17 protein-coding genes are annotated in these 20,158 nt (G+C 41.4%); 8 read left to right on the top strand and 9 right to left on the bottom strand.

Annotated features, from left to right (window positions below; translation table 11 throughout):
- A partial coding sequence (locus tag J8L97_RS19555) for an aspartyl protease family protein (protein ID WP_211052249.1) occupies positions 1–1,180 on the top strand: 1,180 nt, incomplete at its 5' end.
- An 84-nt stretch (positions 1,181–1,264) separates the two neighbouring features.
- Here J8L97_RS19555 and J8L97_RS19550 read toward each other — a convergent pair.
- Positions 1,265–1,795: a cytochrome b gene (locus J8L97_RS19550; RefSeq protein ID WP_211052248.1), complete on the bottom strand. Its 531-nt coding sequence runs from the start codon at positions 1,793–1,795 to the stop codon at positions 1,265–1,267.
- Positions 1,796–1,894: 99 nt separating this feature from the next.
- On the opposite strand from J8L97_RS19550, the gene J8L97_RS19545 reads away from it, so the two are divergent.
- Complete coding sequence (locus J8L97_RS19545) at positions 1,895–2,818, top strand: LysR family transcriptional regulator (protein WP_211052247.1); 924 nt, start codon at positions 1,895–1,897, stop codon at positions 2,816–2,818.
- A 234-nt stretch (positions 2,819–3,052) separates the two neighbouring features.
- On the opposite strand, the gene J8L97_RS19540 is transcribed toward J8L97_RS19545, so the two are convergent.
- Genes J8L97_RS19540 through J8L97_RS19530 form a run of 3 tightly spaced genes read right to left on the bottom strand, consistent with a single transcriptional unit; the run spans position 3,053 to position 5,242 of the window.
- A complete protein-coding gene (locus J8L97_RS19540) occupies positions 3,053–4,024 on the bottom strand; it encodes a glutathione S-transferase family protein (RefSeq protein ID WP_210995938.1) in 972 nt (323 codons plus the stop codon).
- Positions 4,025–4,065: 41 nt separating this feature from the next.
- Positions 4,066–4,761: a pirin family protein gene (locus tag J8L97_RS19535; RefSeq protein WP_211052246.1), complete on the bottom strand. Its 696-nt coding sequence runs from the start codon at positions 4,759–4,761 to the stop codon at positions 4,066–4,068.
- 37 nt (positions 4,762–4,798) lie between these two features.
- A complete protein-coding gene (locus J8L97_RS19530) occupies positions 4,799–5,242 on the bottom strand; it encodes a DoxX family protein (RefSeq protein ID WP_211052245.1) in 444 nt (147 codons plus the stop codon).
- A 158-nt stretch (positions 5,243–5,400) separates the two neighbouring features.
- Between J8L97_RS19530 and J8L97_RS19525 the strand changes: the two genes are divergently transcribed.
- The 3 genes from J8L97_RS19525 to J8L97_RS19515 all read left to right on the top strand — a co-directional run bounded on the left by J8L97_RS19525 (position 5,401) and on the right by J8L97_RS19515 (position 9,464).
- Positions 5,401–6,294, top strand: a complete 894-nt coding sequence (locus J8L97_RS19525; protein ID WP_211052244.1) for a LysR family transcriptional regulator — start codon at positions 5,401–5,403, stop codon at positions 6,292–6,294.
- 197 nt (positions 6,295–6,491) lie between these two features.
- The gene (locus J8L97_RS19520; RefSeq protein WP_247688746.1) at positions 6,492–7,784 is read left to right on the top strand and encodes a hypothetical protein; all 1,293 of its coding nucleotides are present in this window, start codon (positions 6,492–6,494) and stop codon (positions 7,782–7,784) included.
- A gap of 417 nt (positions 7,785–8,201) precedes the next feature.
- Positions 8,202–9,464: a peroxidase, FMP-type gene (locus tag J8L97_RS19515; protein WP_211052243.1), complete on the top strand. Its 1,263-nt coding sequence runs from the start codon at positions 8,202–8,204 to the stop codon at positions 9,462–9,464.
- Between the two features lie 162 nt (positions 9,465–9,626).
- On the opposite strand, the gene J8L97_RS19510 is transcribed toward J8L97_RS19515, so the two are convergent.
- Both J8L97_RS19510 and J8L97_RS19505 read right to left on the bottom strand, forming a co-directional pair.
- Positions 9,627–11,168 carry a lipase family protein gene (locus tag J8L97_RS19510; RefSeq protein WP_211052242.1) on the bottom strand — a complete coding sequence of 514 codons (1,542 nt, stop codon included), beginning with the start codon at positions 11,166–11,168 and terminating at the stop codon, positions 9,627–9,629.
- A gap of 341 nt (positions 11,169–11,509) precedes the next feature.
- The gene (locus tag J8L97_RS19505) at positions 11,510–13,462 is read right to left on the bottom strand and encodes a hypothetical protein (RefSeq protein ID WP_211052240.1); all 1,953 of its coding nucleotides are present in this window, start codon (positions 13,460–13,462) and stop codon (positions 11,510–11,512) included.
- Positions 13,463–13,661: 199 nt separating this feature from the next.
- On the opposite strand from J8L97_RS19505, the gene J8L97_RS19500 reads away from it, so the two are divergent.
- On the top strand, positions 13,662–14,501 hold the full coding sequence (locus tag J8L97_RS19500; protein ID WP_211052238.1) for a GNAT family N-acetyltransferase: 840 nt from the start codon (positions 13,662–13,664) through the stop codon (positions 14,499–14,501).
- Between the two features lie 189 nt (positions 14,502–14,690).
- Here the strand turns inward: J8L97_RS19500 and J8L97_RS19495 are convergent, their stop codons facing one another.
- Both J8L97_RS19495 and J8L97_RS19490 read right to left on the bottom strand, forming a co-directional pair.
- Positions 14,691–16,514 (bottom strand): serine hydrolase, encoded by a 1,824-nt coding sequence (locus J8L97_RS19495; RefSeq protein ID WP_211052236.1) that lies wholly within the window; start codon positions 16,512–16,514, stop codon positions 14,691–14,693.
- Positions 16,515–16,564: 50 nt separating this feature from the next.
- Positions 16,565–17,638, bottom strand: coding sequence for a type 1 glutamine amidotransferase domain-containing protein (locus tag J8L97_RS19490; protein ID WP_211052234.1), 1,074 nt, complete (start codon positions 17,636–17,638; stop codon positions 16,565–16,567).
- Positions 17,639–17,980: 342 nt separating this feature from the next.
- On the opposite strand from J8L97_RS19490, the gene J8L97_RS19485 reads away from it, so the two are divergent.
- A complete protein-coding gene (locus J8L97_RS19485) occupies positions 17,981–18,685 on the top strand; it encodes a hypothetical protein (protein WP_211052233.1) in 705 nt (234 codons plus the stop codon).
- Between the two features lie 430 nt (positions 18,686–19,115).
- Entirely contained in the window at positions 19,116–19,451 is a 336-nt protein-coding gene (locus tag J8L97_RS19480; RefSeq protein ID WP_210995951.1) for a zinc ribbon domain-containing protein YjdM, read from the top strand.
- A 62-nt stretch (positions 19,452–19,513) separates the two neighbouring features.
- On the opposite strand, the gene J8L97_RS19475 is transcribed toward J8L97_RS19480, so the two are convergent.
- Entirely contained in the window at positions 19,514–19,918 is a 405-nt protein-coding gene (locus J8L97_RS19475) for a biopolymer transporter ExbD (protein WP_211052232.1), read from the bottom strand.
- Between the last annotated feature and the right edge of the window lie 240 nt (positions 19,919–20,158).

Below are 20,158 nucleotides of genomic sequence, written 5' to 3'. Positions count from 1 at the left end.
GTGCGACGTAATGAATACGGTTAGTATGAAATGGGCCAATAATGGCATTACACCTACATGGTTAGGTAATCAAAGCAAAGCGGCGCTTAAGGTACGTTACATCGGCAATAAACCTCATGTTTATGCCAAAGTGAATGGCAAAGAGTTACTTTTTTTACTCGATACAGGTGCAAGCTTTACTATTTTGGATAGCACTGAAAAGGTTAAGTCACTGAACTTAACAATGGGTGATAAATTAGCTGTTGGTGGTTGGGGCGATGATGGGGCGACTTCAGCCCATAAAAGCCATATTGATCACATTGATTTCGGGTCGTTTAGCTTTCAAGATGTGAATATTGCGTATGTGCCTATTATAAAAAGTAAGTATTATCTACGTGCAGATGAAGCGGTGGTAGATGGGGTCATTGGTCATGATTTAATGCAACATTTTGCGTGGACATTTGACCGAGAAACCGAAACCATCTTAGCATCAGCAACACCTTATGTCGCACCAGTAAAAGCGCAAGCACTGCCGTTTAACCGGTTTTTAAGCAAAATCAGTGTTAATGCTCAGGCTGATTTTGGTGATGAGCATAAGGTCACGGAACCTTTTATTATTGATACAGGGTCTAGGCATTACGTTAAATTAAGTGCGCTATATGTTGAAAATAATAAGATAGAAGTCGGGCCCACGGTAACCGCGTCAGATTTTGGCTTATCGGGCCAGATGATACATACACGTTTTGCTATGCCTGAGCTGCAATTAGGCAAGATTAAAATCCCGAGCGTTAAAACCAACTTAGTACCTAATGTAGATGAAGATGATTTGTGGGTGATTGGCAGTGCAATTTTTAAGAACTTTGTAACGACCATTGATTATCATACTGATACACTTTATTTGGAACAGAAGCGTCCAATTGTAGTGAGATATAACTTAATTGGTTTGGAATTACGAAAGATCCGCAGTGGCGAGTTTGTTGTACGTTATGTGATGCCAGATTTACCAACAGCGAATTTAGCTATTAACGTTGGAGATTTAATTACAAAGCTCAATGGAGTACAGGCAAAAGATATTACGCAAGAACACTGGTTAGACATTGCAGGGACCGCCGCAAAGCATACGGTTTGCTGGGTTAACGAAAACGCCAATGAGACATGCCACACAATTCAAGCCAATGCGATATTTGGCTATTCATCTTAAGGCGAGCATCTTTATTCTATCCGCGTATGATTGCAATGCATCATACGCGGACAGATGCTGAGTATTCAGAGCGCTTAGCGCTCTTTACTTGTTCGCAAACCAAGGCCTCATTTTGTAAAGCGTGTTGTCCTTTAGAATAAACTTATGTCTAAGCACGCCAGCAATATGCAAAATTACCAATGCGATTAGCGCTTTAACACAAGAAGCATGGACGAAACGCGCGGTATTAAATAAGTCTGTGTCATGACTGCCATTAAGTGCAATGCTGGCAAAAAGTTGTACTGGCAACTGATGGAAGTTGGCCGTGATGTAACCTGTAAGCGGTACTAACACCATGAGTGCGTATAAAGCATAATGGGTGATCTGCGCGATGGTTACGAATGTTGGCGGCTGCTCATGCTTTGGTTGCTTATGCTTTAAAATGAAACGCTTGAAAAGGCGTATCATTATTAACAAGCTGATGAAAGTACCTATGCTAGAGTGGCCTATCAGCATGACACTGTGGTCAGCGTCACTCATTTGTGGGTTAAAGCCGACTAATGCAAAGCACATGAGGATAATAAGCACGGCGGATAACCAATGCAGCAATTTATAAGACCAACTATAAGAAGTCATTGTTCATCTCCAATTTAAAATAAATGGTTTAAGATTGATAGTTTAATTGATATTGTTATATAGATAATCAGGCTGAAATTTAAAAGACTGTTTTTATATATGAACAATGATTTAAACCAAATCCGTATTTTTTGCCAAGTGGCACAATTGCAAAGTTTTACTCAAGCCGCGGAATCGTTAGGTATTGAAAAGTCCACAGTCAGTAACAAAGTGAGTCAATTAGAGGCCCGCTTAGGGGTTAAGTTGTTGCAAAGAACCACGCGTTCGGTGAAATTAACCGATGAAGGAGCGCAGTATTTACAGTTTTGCCAACAGGCAATGCGCCAACTTGAGCTGGGTGAAGCACTCATTAGTGATATGCAGCAGCAAGCTGTGGGTCATTTACGCGTTGCGGTGCCTCAGAATTTTGCCGATGTTATGGCTGCGATGGTGGTTGTGCCTTTTTTATCAGAGCACCCGAAAGTCACGCTTGAAATGCAACAAGGCGCCCAGAATGTTGATCTTATTAAAGAGGGCTTTGATCTTGCTATTAGAGCCAGTTTTAGTGAAGTGGATGATTCGAGTTTAATTTATAGGAAAATTTATCAGTCTCAACGTATTTTTGTTGCGTCAGCTGAGCATGTGGATAAATTTGGCAATGCAGCCAATATAAAGCAGTTGCGTGAGCAACCTTATATTGCAAGTTATGCCGGTGAGCGCAGTGATACGTCATTTAACCAAGTGTATGTTGATGGCCGCTGGCATACACTGCAGGCACGTTTCACGGTCAACTCAATTGCAGCCATTGTTCAGTCGATGCAAGCTAATTTGGGTTTCGCTATTATGCCAATTACCATGGTGCGAGATAAGTTAGCATCGGGTGAGCTAGTACAAATTGCACCTCACGTTGCGTTGACGGACTCTGTCATTTATTTGGTCTACCCCAGTCGAAAAGGGCAACCCGCAAAACTCAAAGCGTTTATTGATACTCTGGTGTGTTGGGGTGATAAAATGATGCGGGAAAATCACCGACGAGCAGATTAATTAACCTCAGGTTAGGGTAAGGGTTTTGGAATAGAAAATGTTTTGTAAACACACTTACGTACAATTCAATGAGGTTAATTTATAGGGCGCTGAATATAGGCGCCTGCAGCGCCCTAATTACTTTGTAGATATGGGGCTGTAGGTGCTTATAGCATGTTAGGCCATGATTTAATCACCGCGGTTATACGCCATAATATTCGTTTATATAAAAATACCGATGACATCGGATACCTTTTAAACCCGATTATGCTCAGTGGTATAATCAATATCAGGCCCTAGCGGGACTATTTGTGTCGGGTTTATCATGGTGTGACTGAAATAATAGTGACGTTTTATATGATGAAAATCGACCGTGTCAGCAACTCCTGGGTATTGATATAACGCACGAATGTAGTTTGCAATGTGTGGATACTGCTCCAGTTGACGTAGATTACATTTAAAGTGGCCAAAATATACGGCATCAAATCTAATCAGTGTTGTAAATAAGCGCCAGTCAGCCTCGGTGATAGTATCACCTGTTAAGTAGCGCTGCTGAGATAATTGTGTTTCGACCTTATCTAATGCTGAAAACAAATTGTGGTAGGCAACTTGGTAAGCATCTTGGGTGGTGGCAAAGCCCGTTTTATAGACACCATTATTTATGCTGTGATAAACCAAGTTATTCATTTCATCAATGGCTGCTCTTTTTGATTCAGGGTAGAAATCAAGTGTATTGTTAGTTATATCGTTAAATGCGGTATTAAACATGCGTATGATTTCAGATGACTCATTACTAACAATACATTTTTGTTTTTTATCCCATAATACAGGCACTGTGACTCGGCCACTGTAATGTGCTGCATGGTGTGTATAAACCTGATGCATATAATCAAAGTTAAATAACTCATCACCACTGCTGTTTTTTGAGGTGTCAAAGGTCCAGCCATTTTCTAACATATCTGGACTAACGACTGACACAGAAATATGTGCTGTTAAGCCTTTTAAGGCCCTAAAAATGAGTGTGCGATGCGCCCACGGACACGCCAGAGAAACATATAAGTGATACCTACCAGATTCAGCTTTAAAGCCATTTTTACCCGATGGCCCAGCTTCACCATCATGGGTAACCCAATTACGTAACTGTGCTTCTTCACGCTCAAACTTTCCTTTACTTGTATTTGTGTCATACCAGCGGTTATGCCAAATGCCATCAACTAATAAACCCATAATATTGTCCTCTTTCCTGTTCTGATTTGATCAACTTTTTATTACAGCAACTCAAAGATTAATGCGGTTGTATCGCGATTACTTTGGTTATGGAATGTCAGTGTGTTTTCATCCGTGATTTTTGCGCCATCGCCTTCATAGAGCATGGTATGATTTACTCGTACCGTGCCTGCGATGATATGCACATAAATATTGTTGCCCATTGTTTTTTGAAAATCGAAGCTGTCAGTTGGTTTAACAATCAACTGATGTAGCTTTGCCGTTTGCTTAATTTGTAGGGTGTGGTTTTCTCCTGATGGGCTTGCAATGGTGCTTAAGCCATATGCACGACCAAAGTTTTTTTGTTGATAGCGTGGTGTATCCCCTGTTACATTTGGCGCTATCCAAATTTGTAAAAAACGTAATGGCTGGGTTTTTGAAGCGTTGTACTCGCTGTGGTATATCCCTTTTCCCGCCGACATTAATTGAAACTCTCCCGCTGATAACGTTTGAATATTGCCAGCACTGTCTTTGTGCTCTATAGCGCCTTCGAGTATATAGCTGATGATCTCCATATCGCGGTGACCGTGGGAGTCAAACCCTGCGCCTGGGTGAACGATATCATCATTGATCACCCGCAGTGCTGAGAAACCCATATGGTTTGGATCGTAATAGTTTCCAAATGAAAAGGTATGTTTGCTATTGAGCCAGCCAAAGTTTGCGTTTCCTCTATCTTGTGATTTTCTGACACTTAACATGTTATCTCGCCTCTCAATACGTAATAAATATAGGCACTTAAGCGAATCGATTCGCCAAATGATTGTCTAAAGCGAGTTTACCGCTACCAGAAATAACCAAAGAAGCACTGGCAGCGAGTAACGCGAGCGCAAACTCATAACCGTTATTGCTCATAAATAGACCATGGCTCAAGTGCACAGCAAAGATGGCAACGAGCATTGTGATAGCGAGTACAGATGCCGCAGGACGAGTTAATAAACCAAGTAAGATGAATAACCCGCCGACGAATTCACTACAGCCAGCCAAAAGTGCCATTAGTAAGCCCGGCGCAAGACCTATTGATGCCATAAACCCTGCGGTTCCATCTAGCCCGTAGCCACCAAACCATCCGAATAGCTTTTGTCCGCCATGCGCCATAAAAATAACGCCCACAGGTAATCGAAGTGCGAATGACGCATAACTTGAGTGAGATGCAGTTAACGTTCTGAGTAATGTTTTCATTATATTATCCTCAATTTTTTTAAATAAAGAGTACAGCATGATTTATTCATCAATTTGCTGTTTAAAGCCAGTATAGATATGGTACTGTCAGTTAAAAATCGAAATGTTTTGAATTATTAGTTCAAAAAAATTGAATGTTGATTTGTAAGAAGGTGATTATGTATCCGGCTATTACTATTGAGGCACTTAAAGCGCTTGACGCGATTGATAAAAAAGGGAGCTTTGCGGCGGCAGCCCAGTCTCTTTATAAAGTGCCTTCGGCGCTAACTTACACGATTAAAAAACTGGAAGAAGATATCGGCACTGCATTATTTGATCGTTCAAAGCAAAGAGCGGTACTTACTCCTGCAGGAAAGTTGGTATTGGCACATGGTCGAGATATATTGCAAGCGACAAATGAGATGGTAGATGCAGTTGCTCAGTTAGCATCAGGGTGGGAGCGACAATTACGGATTGCACGTGATACGGTGATCCCTCCAGATATTTTGTTTGAGTTACTGGCTGAATTCACTCAGCTACCACAAAGCGTTGATGTAACTTTGAGTGAAGAAGCCTTAGGGGGCGGTTGGGATGCTTTGCACAGTAAGCGGGCTGATATTGTCATTGGTGCATCAGGAGAGCTGCCAAAAGGGTTGTTTAATACGCATAAAATATCACAGGTGCATTTTGTGTTTGCCGTTGCATCACATCACCCACTAGCCAGTGTCAGCGAGGTGATTGATATTGAACATTTAAGGCAATATCCCTCGATTGTGGTTGCAGATAGTTCGCAAGTACTCCCGGCAAGAGACAGTGGTTGGTTTAACAGTAAACAAGTGATTCGAGTGAACAGCATGAGTGCAAAGTTAATGGCTCAATTACAGGGAATTGGTGTGGGGTTTTTACCACGGCATTTAGCTGACCCTTATTTAAAAGAGGGCACTTTGGTACAAAAAAAGTGTGCGATCCCTCGGCCAAATCAAGACTTATATATTGCTTGGAATAAAGGGCAAGAAGGTAACGCTTTAACGTGGTTTATACCGCGGCTTTGCCAGAGTGATTGGGCGTGCTAAGTCATTGCATTTGAAAATTAAAGACGCTTTTATTGTTTAGGTAATGTCATCGAAAAATAGAATCACAAAGAGTACGCTGAGCATTAAAATAGCGCCCTATCGAGCGTGTAAATAAGTGCACTTGTAATGCGCTGTAATCGCACATTTCCTAAGCTGTGTAATTCTTTTACTTAATATTAATGTAAAGGAAGAGCGACATGAAAGCATATATTGATAGTAATTACTTCTGTATCTATCACGCACTGAGGACAAGACTATATCAAGCAAATGGTGTCTTTTTGTTGGTAGCGATGATGTTAGTAACCGTATTTTCATCGCTTGCGCACGCTGCGAATTATCCAATGTCAACCCCAGCAAATGATGATGGGCAAGGTAACCTTATCTACTTAGATAGACATGCGTTAGATTGTGCAAACAATGTAATAAGTTCATTACGCTTGTTTAGACCATCAACGACGCAAATAGCGTATGCATATACGTGTACTGAAACAGGTGACATAGCTGGAGCTAGCACATATACGCCTGCAAATAGTGATGGTGCGGGCAATATCATTTATTTGGATCGACATACAGTCAATTGTGAAAACAAAGGGCTGCAATATTTACATTTAGAAAGACCAACGGGTAATACGGTTCAATATCACTATAAATGTGGTAGTAAAAGTTTAACGGATGTACAAGATTATTTTACGCCTGCAAATGCAGATGGCGGGGGCAATACGATTTACTTAGACAGGCATAATGTGAGCTGCCCAAACAATAAAGTACTGAGTTATTTAAAGTTAGAAAGACCCACAGGTAATACCATTCGATATCACTATAAATGCGGCACGTTTGATAACGGCGTAATTAACGGGTTTGTTGATGCCTTCGCGCCAGCAAACTGGAACATATCGGGTGTTGCTACAACCAATATGACGGCCGCAGCATTAACGGCATCAGTGAACTTTGGTGGTGGCGGTGTGACGGCGGCTATTACAATACCTGAGAAAGGACATATTAATTTTGATTGGGCTATGACGCTCCATTCTGCAGGCCAATATGGCGATGTTATTAGGTACGTAATAAATGGTACTGCGTATGACTTATCTACAGCGGGAAGTGCCTCTGGTTCTGTTGCCAGTGTTGCTGTAGAAACAGGGGATGTATTTGAGTTTTTAACTTGGGGGACGACTCAGTCTTCAAGCTATAACGCAACGTTTGATAACTTTAGTTTTGTTCCCGAGAATCACATGTTAGCCCCGCAATGTGCTTTTTCAGGAGACAACCAAGGTCGCAATGATGTCGGTTTTTCAGGGCAAACATTCGTTTATCATAATACCAGTTATGGCTCAAATCGGTTTATGTGGGATGGTGTAAACAAAGGGGACGTACCAATCGGGACGAACTCTGTAACGGATACTCAGGGGAATGTATTTACATTCGGGGCTGAAGTATCACATCCATATGCTGACCTTTGGTATTATGAAATTTGCGTAAATATGCCTTGAGTTGCTTTGTTTATCGCAATAAATATTAGAGCAGTTTTAAAGGTATAAATAAAAGGGAAGGGTGAGCGACATTCTATGCTGTTCACCTTTCATTATTACCTGATCTTTATATAAGGTATGGGCGTCACTGTAAGCATATGGTGCTATAACTGGCTGATTAGCAAGTGCACTAGCCTATCGCATATTCAATACTGTTCTCGTACGATACATCACCTCCCTATTTCGTTAGTGAATGCATGTTAGTTTGCATGGATGTAATGCGTTGTAATTGGTTTGAGGTGCTTTTTGGCCTATCTTTTTTTAGTACTTATACCGTCACCAGCTTTTTAGGCCAAGCACTTAGGGGGTTGTTTTAATGTGCAAGGACATTGGCTGGGTCATATAACCCCTCAATACTGTAAAGTTAGGGAGAGTAAAATGTCTAAGGAACCACAAGTATCTTCTGTTAAACCATATAAAGAGTGGCAAGAAAATCAACCGTCTGGGCCTCAGTTCGGAATATTATCAAAGCTGCATGGCACATGGGTGAATTGGAAAGATGGGCCAAGTGGCCTACACACAACCTGCATGCCTTCACCAGGGACTTCTTCAGAAACGATTTTCGGTGTTTTCCACTTTAAATCTCAACAGTACCGAGAACAACTCAATTTCACACGGGTTAACGCGCCGGTTCGTAACCGCGGGGGATCTAACGAGCAGTTTAATGGTGCGCTAAAATATGAAACCGCGATCATCGATAATGACAATGCTTTGCAGCACTTTGAAAATGGCATGTATTTATGGTTAGGTGATAACACCATGCCTTGGCAAGAAGATAGCCCTTATCAAAATCCTCCGACTATGTTTAAGCATAGGTCGAGCGCTGAATCGGTGAAAACCGATGCCGCCGAGCCCGTAATGGGGGCTGGGGAGCTAGGGCCACAATTCGTACCGCCACACTCAATTTCTCGCTCTGGAGTGATCCCCCATGGCACGACAATTCATTTAACCGGTCAGGTAGCGCAAAGCAGTGATGAGGGCATAGCACCAGACATTGGTGCGCTGTGGGAACAGCAATATTTATCCATATCGCCAACGATGGGAATGGATCCAGTGCGAGATTTAATCGCAGGGTCGCGTGAAAAACCTAAGTGGACCGCTCTCCCGCGAGAAGATCAAGAGGGCGGGGGGATTAATAGTGCTCGCGCTTATTTTCAGCGTATTTTTAATTATGATCAATTTGGTGCCAAATACCCCTATACCGTGCAACCTAATCTGCTGTTAACTGATGCTAATAAAAATTTGAAGTTTAAAAGATTCGACTTGATTGAGCTAGATTCGCAACATGACACCGGAGTACAAGGGGCAACGGTGAATAATGTGATGATAGAGCGCTATTGCCGAGTTGCTAGAATGCGGCACCGTATGTGGCTAGAAGAAATCGAAGTTAAGGGCAAAGATGGCAAGGTAAAGGTGATTGATCAACTGCAATACGAGCAAATAGTGGATTTTGAGTTTATGTTTGGGTCAAGTGGTGGCACGACATTATGGCCGCATATTCAAGTCAATACGTTACGTAGAGTGGAAGATATTCCGCTTGATGAGCAGCTCCCTGCTATTAAACTTCCTGAAGAAGAAGATAAAGCCACTGATGGGGCACCAGAACCTGTTGTACGTCACATGAAACACACACTCGACTAATGCACATTTGAGCCCAGAGTATGGATGGGGTCGCCGTTGCAATATGCTGAGCTGGTTGTTTGGTGATTGATGTTGAACATGAATATCAATCACCATTTACTAGGATTCGTTGTACATTTTGTCAGATGATTATTCTCTTGCGTACAGTTATGTGTCGTGTGGTTAATTGCGTTTACGCGCAATGGCAGTTAACTTTTTCCGGTATAGTTGCATAGAGTGAAACTTAATGGGCATGCCGACATTCACCAAGGCATGCCTGAAAAACCAAGTCATGCGGTCATGAAGTGATGGGTTTGGAATTAATTCAGCTTGGTGACCATCACTTTTAGCTGGTATGTCAGTGAGGTAGCGCAAGTCACCTGTGTGGCGATACAGTGACAGCACATCGAGCTTTTCTTCTATGGTGCGTAAGGTTATTTGTGGCCCAGAGTTATTGCGCCCCTCTTTCCATTCAAGCAATAGTCGCATGGCTTTCGGTAATAATGAAAATAGGCTTAAAACGTAATTTGATGGCAGTCTAGGCACAATATCAGAGCAGTTAACCACCCGATAAATCGGCGTTTTGAGCTCGTTAAAGTAATTGTAGTCAGCCGCTTTTGGTGCGCCATAGGTATAACATGCGCCATTACTATCTGGTGCGAGCTCTCTGGTTGCTATGCAGGCCAAAGCACCACCAAGTGAGTGGCCGGTAAAAAATACCGGGGTTACATCATTGGCGAGCGGATCATAGGGCTTGCCTTGTGATTTTTCGAGTATGTTTATTATTTGTGCTTTGACGCTCATAAATGAGCAGAAAAAGCCGCTATGAACGCTGAAGTTGTTGCCAACACTTTGATGTGCGTTACTCACTTGTTGTTGTTCTTGCGATAAGGGCGTTGCGTAGATATTGGTAAGCCAATCTTCGAGACGGGTTTCTGAACCTCTAAATACCACAACAATATAGGGTTTTTCATTATCGCTGTTACCCACTGCAGGTGTGTATTTACACACAAACCCTTGTGCACTCAGTTGGTGTGATACCCCAAGGGGCTGACTCGCAAAATCCATCGTGTGTTCATCACCTGCGCTATGAAAAGTACCGTCAAATGTGCCTTCTAAGGTAAACCCTGCTTTTTTCAACGATGATTTTAGTAATGTTTCGCCCACAATAAGCGCGTGCTCCTTTTGAGTCACTAAACTTTCAAGTGGAGTTTTTACATTGTGAGCGTGTGGGTTGACACTAAAGTGGCTATCGAACACCGCGTTTATTTGTGCTGTTAAGCTTTGGACTTCGTTATCAATGACACTAAAGCGGATGTAAGCCAATTGTGAGAGCTCAGCCATAATATAAGAGACGCGGTCGCTATAGCCAATACGTCGCCAAGGTAGCTTAAGTAGGTTTGGGTGCATGAAATAATCATGGGTAACTGTATTGGTTGTGATCCGCCCAAGATAGACAGAAAGTAATCCATAGCCCGCGGCGATCAGGGCTAGCGCACTTTGCCAAAAGTGGTGAGCGAATAGGCTGTTTGCTAAAGAGGATATGTGTGCAATATAACCTTCAAGCGTACGTATAATGGCGTCAAAACTCAGGTCTTCTAGTGCGCCACCTGTCATCGCGAGACCAACCAGCAAAGAAGACATTACGGCGTAGATGCCCCCTAAAAACCATAATGAGATGCCGATGCTTCTAAATACTCTGGCCTTACTCGCTCCGTGTTTCATAGTTACCTTTTCAGCATACGATGACATCAAAAGTGTGTTTTTTAACCATAAACCGAAAGGTACAGGTTTTCAAGAGTGCCTAAGAACACAATCGATGCTTATGTTGATCGTATGAGGAGAGAGTCGTTGCACAGGGTGGCATGTGTGTCATGGGATTAAGTGCATATTTGGGAATTCATGAACGCAATGTATGTGAATGAGCAATTAGGCGTTATAGCTCTCGTGTGATGAAAAGCATTAGCACAGCGTATTTTAGTACAAAGGATTTAGTGCAACGTATTTTAGTACAAAAGTGGCTACCTAAATTTTTAAGGTAGCCACATAGTTACGAATACACTAAGCTAGTCTAGTTTATTAAGAACATAAATAAGTTCATGAACATACACTTGCTCATTGTATAAAAAACTGTGACTGTACTTAAAAGTATAAATATTATTTTCTCTCTTTAGAAGTTTCATATTTTTAGCTGAAATTAAAAGGTTACCTTCAGTTAACGATGTATTACATGTATCAAAATCATAGGCTCCAATCGAATGGCATGCAGAGCGACTAAGAAATGAATAACTACCGTCAGCTTGAATTTTAAAAACATCGCCGTGTTCTTCTTCATAGGGACCTTGATAAGAGTAGGTTGCTTTGTTGGGGCTTATGGACATATTCCCAGCATAAACGTTGGTCATATGTCGGTAAGTTCCAAGGTAATCAGCTGAAGTGATGGTTTTGTCTACCTCATAATGTTGATACCCAATATTGTCATATGTTTTACCACTTGTTTCATCGGTAAGTTGTGCAACCAAAAAGGTTTCACCGGATGGCATGGAATACTGCGCGTATTTATAGCTATTATCATCGAATGAAACACTGAGCTCCACGCCATTTTGTGAGTAGGTAAACGTACGAAGCTCTTTGACTGACTTACCTGCTGTCTCTATCAACACGGTCCCTGTGCTGTCGTCAATAATACTGAACTCTATTGCGCCAATATATTTGTATTCACCTAATGCCCAATTTAGTTGAGGTGGCGCCATTTTTCCAGTGTATTTTTTGCCGACTTCTAGCGGAGTAGTCACCTCAGTTAGTTCAATAAGGGGATAAGCCATTAGGTCAGATTTAGGACGCAAGAATTCAGATAGATTTTGGTATTTATTCGGGTCAAAATTAATATACTCCGATTGTGTACCGAGTTGATAGGAATAATCAGATTGAATAATAAGGTGATTTTGTATTTTTCCAACTATGCGTATTTTGTCATAGCTCAAAGTAAAGTGTAACTCGTCGAATTCAGAGCTATTACTGAAAAAGGGGAATGAGTATGGGATGACCGCTTTGCTTGGCGTAAATTCCCCTGAAGCTTTATCATAAACCCCTTTTAGGTAGTGTAAAGTGTAATGCTTATGAATAGAGTGACCAGAAATAGCGCGTTTGGGTAAATGTGAGCGAATGTGCAATGTAGTAAGGCGCTGTTCGTCAGTTGGAAGGCTGGTTAACTCAAGAGTTCTATTTGGATATAAAGTGATATCAGGGTACAAGTTGTGCGCATATTTTTTTTCATTCAAAACAGATGAAGATTTATGAAGCATGTAGGCTTGATTTTCATTATGTTTATTAGTGAGTGTGATATAAAGTTTATCGCTCGTTTTTGCGATGAGTTGTAACCCCGTAAAGCGTTTAAGATTACAGTCGGATATACACCCATGTTCATACACCCACAGTTTATCTAGGGCGTCATTCTGGTATTCGAGTCGACTTAATTCACCGTTTTCAATCAGTATTCCTTGTTCTTGCTGATTGAAGGCCAAAGCGAGATGTTGTTGTTTGTCTTCCCATGCACCTGTAAGTTCTGCCGCAGAAATATCAATAGGCGCCCACGCTTGGGGGTTATCGAGGACATTCACAGTAAGCTCATAAGAGGTTGAGGCTTTGCCATCCGATACACTGATGGGGTATGTGTGGGTCTCGATATCTAAAAAGTCTGGCGATACGCTGAGTTTTACTTGGTTATTTTCTAGGGTATACGACAGCCAGTCAGGTTGGTTTTCGATACTGATAGAGAGTGGGTCACTCTCTTTGTCTTGTGCGTTTAACACGAGGTCGTATTGTGACTTGGCCTTCGCATCAATGGTGAATATACCACTTAATGTAGGAGCGGTATTAACGGGAACTTGTGGAGTGTTGGTTCCGCCATTTGATGACGTATTATTTGATGAAGTAATGCTTGATAAGTCGTTATTTGATGAGCCACCACATGCGCTCAGTGCTAAGCATCCTGCTAGTATGAGTAATTTCTGTTTCACGGTAATTTCTGACATCCTGTTTTTAAAAGTGGGCGAAATATACCATAATACGGGATGGTTTTGTTTGTTTTTTAGGTAATTTAAACAGTGATGAGAGGCTCACTAAATTGTTTAACGTTGGTTGCATACAGACAGTGTAGAGTCGGCGTATAATTTCGGTAATCGCCGATGGTATTAGAAATAGAAGGAACATAAGGGGATGTCAGAGTTAATCATTCGTACCATGTTGCCGCATGAGCTAAAAGTGGCCATAGAGTGGGCCCGCATTGAAGGGTGGAACCCTGGGCTTGAGGATGCGACATTATTTTACCAAGCAGACCCTGAGGGGTTTTTTGTAGCAGAGCTTGCGGGTGACATTGTTGCAGTTGGCAGTGCGGTCAGATATGACGCGCATTTTGCTTTTTGTGGGCTTTATATCGTCGCACCAGAACATCGTGGAAAAGGGTACGGGTTAGCTCTAACCAAACATAGACTAGCGTACTGTGGTGAGCGGAATATCGGCATTGACGGAGTGTTAGAAAACGTTGAAATATATCAGCGTGTGGGGTATCAGCCTTATTATCAAAATAAACGGTTTCAAAAGTGTGCCACTGCCCACGATGTATCATCCACTATCCTAGATGTGACTGTACAGCATATCGATGCCGTTATTACTTATGATAAGCAATGCTTTCCAGCCAAGCGAGACACGTTTTTAAAAGGGTGGCTACAACAAAAAAATGGCAAGGCACTCTGCGTGATAGAAAATGGCCAAGTTCGAGGGTATGCAGTAAGGCGACAATGCGTTGAGGGGTATAAAGTAGGGCCATTGTTTGCAGATTCGAAAGCGGTGGCCACACAGTTACTGGGTGCTTTGCAGCAGGATATTATCGGTGAGATTATCATTTTAGACGTACCGGAAAATAACCCTCTTGCGATTGAATTAGCGGTTGGTGAGCATATGGACGTGGTGTTTGCGACATCTCGCATGTATCAACATGGGCTACCTGATATAGCACATCATAAAATCTACGGTATTACCACGTTTGAGCTAGGGTAATGGATAGATAAATATGATTTTTTGAAATTAAGAAATTGATTACTTCTATAGCAAAGCCCTCAATTGAGAATGGTCGTTACCTGTATCAACTGCGGGCTTTGTTCGTTTGTATATCCTATATAAGAGATATGATTGACTCATTGCAACATTGATTAGAGTGAGTATTTGCCATTACTTGCAATATGCCGCCTAGCGCCAAAATATTAGCGGGTACTGTTCCCACCAAATAACTAGCAGGCAAAATTGAAATGCACAGATGATGGCGATAAATTCGACGCTTTCCCAGCGGTTTTGCTGCGCTTTTACAAATTGGTCAAACATGCTGTAGCCCAGCGTGATGGGTAGAATGGTTGATACAACGATCAGTGACATACTGGCGATATTGAGCACGCCAAACTCTAAAAATGATTGGTTGAGGTAAAAATATACAGGGATTGAAAACAGCAATACATTGATAAACGCCAGATTGGTCCTTTTTAGGGCATGTGACATAAAGAGTTTTACGCAGCCAATAATAATAAACAATAGCAGTCCAAATATCCCAATAATCATGCTCAGCCAATAAGGTAAAAGGGTCGTTACAGGCACTTTTTTAAAGGTTTTTAAGCCATTACTCATGAATAACTCATCGCCATTTTTAGTATAAACAACGTGTGATGCTTGGGTTCTGCCTGCTTGTTGATATAAATTATTACCAATATAACTTAAGCGTATTGGCGAGCTTTGCAATGAGTTTATCACCATATGTTGTTCAGAAGCAGTAACCGAAATAAAATTAAACAGCTTATCGATAAATGCAAATTCAGCCATATTATTAGGTGCTAAAATATAGAAGCCGTCAACATCGCTATTGTGTTGCAGCTCAGGTTTTGGCTCTGGTAATTTGGCCGATTTAAGCGTCAAGTATTGTATAAACAAAGCGTTGAACTGTTCAGTGTTGGCGGTTTCGCTGTCGGTGTTAATCGAATAGAAAAAACCTTTTTGCTCATTGGGATAAAGACAAATGTAAGCTTTAAAACCAAAGGTTCCACCGGGGTGGCACATGCCCACTGCATCATGTCTATCGCGCGTGGCGAAGGCGAGCCCGTGGCCCATGGGTAACCCTGCTTTTTTAGCATCCGTGTTATCGGCAATGGCAAGTAGTGCCATTAAATCTGCCTGAATAAATGCTTCACCCTTGTGCTGTCCGTTGCTTAAAATAAATGCCATAAATTTTGCCATATCAGGGGCGGTAGTCGTGAATTGACCCGCGGCTCTTAAGTACATGGGCACTGATGTTTGCATTACCGCATTTTCGTGATAACCCATGGCCAACAAAGGGTCTTTGTTGGGTCCATTCTGGCTTAAAAACTCAAAAGTACTGTCATGCATATTGAGAGTGTGTAACACGTTGTTATCTAAATAGGCTTCATAGCGTTGTTGTGTCACATCTTCTATAATCATAGCAAGCAGTGCATAGCCCATATTTGAGTATGAATACTGAGTGCCTGGTTGAGTTCTTATGGTCAGTAAGTTGTGCTGATTTTTAGAAAAAGCAGCTTCCAATGGCATATCCGGTGTTGGGGTGGTACTTAAAAATTGCCGCATTTTGATGTTATCTAAGCCAGCTGTATGTTCAAGCAAGTGTTTAACGCGAATAGGGGTATTGGCTGACCATGGGTTATTTAATTGCAGCTTAGATAAATAGGGCGTGACTTCTGACTCTAATGTTATTGCACCTGTTGATATTAAACGTAGAACTCCCATCGCAAGCACCGTTTTTGAGACAGACCCAACGTGCATCTTTTGTGCGTTTTTCATGGGTAATTGTTTTGCAATATTGGCTTGCCCCGTGCTACCAACATAACTTTGATTACCGTCAATAACCGACCAGGTTATACCGGCTAATTGCTCTTCGCTAAGCACGCGTTCAATGTGTTTTTCAAGCTGTTCAATTTCAGTAGCGTGGACGATATTCATTATCAGTATTGCTAGGCAGAGCATCGCAGTGTGTAATAGAGGTTTAATGTGCATGAAAGTCCTAGTCTTTTGCGGTGTATAACAAATTACCACCGCCTATTTTTTTAATTTAATTGTTTAAGCTGATTAGCCAAGCTGAAGATATCAATGCCTTTGCTTATATCTAATTGCATGAATGCAAGGACGCCGTGCATTACAATCAGAATGCGTTGGTATGCCTGAGGCTGTTGTTTTAGTGCTTGTTTTGCTGCTTCAAAGCCATGTTCGTCATAGGTTAATAGCAATGCAACTGCATACTCTTCAGGGGTCCGTTGTCTGGCTTTAGGCTCATACCCTAATTCTGACACTACCTTTTCTGCTAATGTCCAAACTGACCACGGGTTCTGGCCGGTAATGAGTTTACCATCTTGAGTTACTTTTTCTAAGTAGGTTGTACCTGCTTGAAATTGCGCGCCTTGTGCGATGAGTTTGTCTTGTAGTAAAAATGGAAAGATTTGCTTTGCATCAGGAATAAGGAATAGCTCTTCTTCATTGGTGAAGGCACTGACATTTTTATTACTCAGTAGCATGTCACCGTTGTCGAGCTGCACGTTCACGAGTGCCGCAGGGCCATGACATACCGCACTGACGACTTTATTGTTTTGGTATAAGGTTTTTGCAATATTTTGTATATGGGGGTTGTTTGGGAAGTCAAACATGGTGCCTTTGCCGCCGACGAAGTACACAGCTTCATATTCATCTGGGTTGATGTTTGCTAACGGGATGGAGTTGGCGACTTGTTGTTGAATGGTTTCATTATTTAAAAACGCATAGTCATATGCGCCCATATCTTCGCCATCGATGACAACAGGTGGTTTGCCGCCTTTAGGGCTGGCAATATCAACCATAAAGCCATTGGCAATAAAGACCCAATAAGCACGAGCAAGTTCGGTATGCTCATAGCCTGTTTCTTTATCTTCGGCCATTTTATCAACGCTTGTGACCACCGCGAGGATTTTCCCTCTGGATGCGGGAATATCGTCAGTTAAGTAGGGGAAGTCACTCATTTGAGATTCTTTTAAGGCAAGAAAGTGGGCTTTTTCAGGCAATAAGCTTTTAACCCAGCCTTTGGCGCCATAACCGAGCCCAACCACTAAAAGTGCAAGTATGACGAGTGTAAAGATAATTTTTTTCAGCATAACAGTAACCCAATTAATAATGTGACAACGAGCATAAATAAGGCGGTGTGAAATTTGTGTGAAGTTCGCTTTCATAGGGGAAATAAATTTTGGGTGATAAATATCGCGTCGATGACTTAAAAGTGACAAAGCACCGCATTGAGGTTAGTTACAGCAAATTATGCGCAGCCATATAGTTTGGGGGTCGAGCCATAGTATGTTAACTCATGTCGTTTTTTTGTTTTTTTTGTTAATGTTTACTCGCTGGCGGGTGGTCAGCGTTTAGATTAACAAGGACTGATAAAGTGAAAACAATGATGTTATTTATCGCGCTACTGTATAGCGCAACGAGCTTGGCTGCACTTGAAAAAAGGACTGTTTTTTCAATCTCAAGGCTATGAGGTTAATATCGGTTTTGAAGGCAGTTATACCGATACCACAGCGGTGGCCTTTTATGTTGAATGTGTAGCAGAGCACAGCTGTTCTTCAGCGGCGTTTACCGAAAGAGTGTTGTACGATTTTTTCAGTACACTAAAGCATGGTGGCTTGTACGAATATGTGTGGGACAGTGATGACCCATGTTTGGAACCAGTGGATAGTTGTAGTCCAACTGACGTTGGTAAAGGCAATAAAAAGGAAGATGTAAAAGAGTCGCTAGAACGACAAATTAATTTTGTTGGCAAGCAAACCAAAGCCGAGTCATCTGCGATCACTGAATTGGTTAAGTATGCGCAGTCATTGGCAAATTTAACACCAAACCAACGCCCGACGAATACGCCGGTGTATCGTATCGTTACAACCAAGCGAATCGGCGATCAGGTTAAGCCTATATTAATGTGTAAAGTTACTGAATCATCATGTGAAACACAGAACAATGTTCGTTTTGTTCACTATGATAATGACTCAATCGGTGTGTCGTTTGACTACAATAGTGGCTGGGGAGAGGACCGAGAAATTAGAGATAGCATTGATACCTTTCTTGAGCGCTTTTCATATCAATGTCAAATAACTTATACAGGTCAGCCAGGCAGCTTAGTGGGTCAATATGTGTGTTACCTTGCACCTTAAATAGAGTAAGGTGCACAGCATATGTATGGCTTTGTGAGTTTTCGGTTAATGTATTGCCATCAAAACTACTATTGTTTATTAACTCTTGTGCATATATACCAGTAGATACCGTGCTAAGCGCAATTGCAATCCAATTTGCGACGACGTTTTTTTTCATAACTATTTGTTCCCTTATTAGCGTGTAAAATCAATAGAATTATATTGAAAAAGGGCATGATAGATAGTGTGAAAAAGTATGGTTTATTCTAGCTGCCCGTATATAGGAAAATAAAGGTAGAGCGGCTATATATTATAATGAAAGGCCTGTTTTATTTAATAAAGCCGTGGAGCAAGCAATTCGCTTGATTGACGGATAGCGCGCAATTGTTACTCGCTTAGGCGGTAAAAACTGATTAAAATAACATTAAATTTCTTACAATAGTGATAGTGTATGTCGTTACCTGCTTGTCCAAGCTGTGCATCTGAGTATGTATATCAAGATCAATCTAATTTAGTTTGCCCGGAATGTGCCTATGAGTGGAACCCTGAAGAAAAGCGGGCTGAGGAAACAATAACCGCAAAAGATGCCAATGGAACGATGTTGGTTGATGGTGATAAAGTGACGGTAATCAAAGACCTTAAAATAAAAGCGAGCTCTCAGGTTATCAAAATTGGCACTAAAGCGCTTATTAGGCGAATTAAAGATGCCAAAGATCATCAGCTAGACTGTAAAGTGGATGGTGTTGGTGAAATGATGATCACGGCAAAGTTTGTGAAAAAAGCCTAAACGCAATGAAGAGTTTAAGCCGTGATAATAAGCCAGTTGTTTGAGCTCCCTCTCATAGGTCTTTAATTCAGTATTTCGCCAATAGAAACCGGTGCTGATGTTTGTGCTTTGATGGCATTGAGCACCGATACCAATGTGTTGTGTTGGCTATTTGGATGGGCGCGCAGACTGATGGAATTTATGTCGCCAATGGCAGCCAAACGAGCAATATTCACATTAATGGTGTCTACCTCTACCTGACGTTGATTTAGGAAAATGTGATTTTGACTGTCAATGGTAAATTGCGGTATGAGTGTTGGTTGTATCGTATTGATATTGTTTTTTGTTCGCTCAATATCCAGAACAGTATCTCGGTTAAAACTGGCAGTGACAATAAAAAAAATCAATAAAATGAAAACAATATCTAGCATAGGGTTCATATCTACAGTCGCATTTATTTGTTGATAAGCGCTTCTTGTTTTATGCATATTATTTCTCCAAAGTTGTTCATAAAGAGCTTAGGATAGAGTTGTTTTTATTTTGGAAACGCATTGTTAATATTCATATTTACTTACAAAGTTGTTGTTATTTTAAATCAGTTTAACTGAGTGAGACTGAAGTGATGGGACAGACAATGAGTTTGTTGGGTTTCGTTTTCTCTTACAGTGCAGCATCTGAATTGTTTGGAATAGCCAAGTGTTAATGTGTACTATGATTTCACTTGCATA

This window comes from Pseudoalteromonas sp. MMG012 (assembly GCF_018100875.1).
Lineage (GTDB): Bacteria > Pseudomonadota > Gammaproteobacteria > Enterobacterales > Alteromonadaceae > Pseudoalteromonas > Pseudoalteromonas aurantia.
The sequence above is the reverse complement of the archived record's forward strand: the minus strand, read 5'-3'. Positions and strand labels throughout refer to the sequence as shown.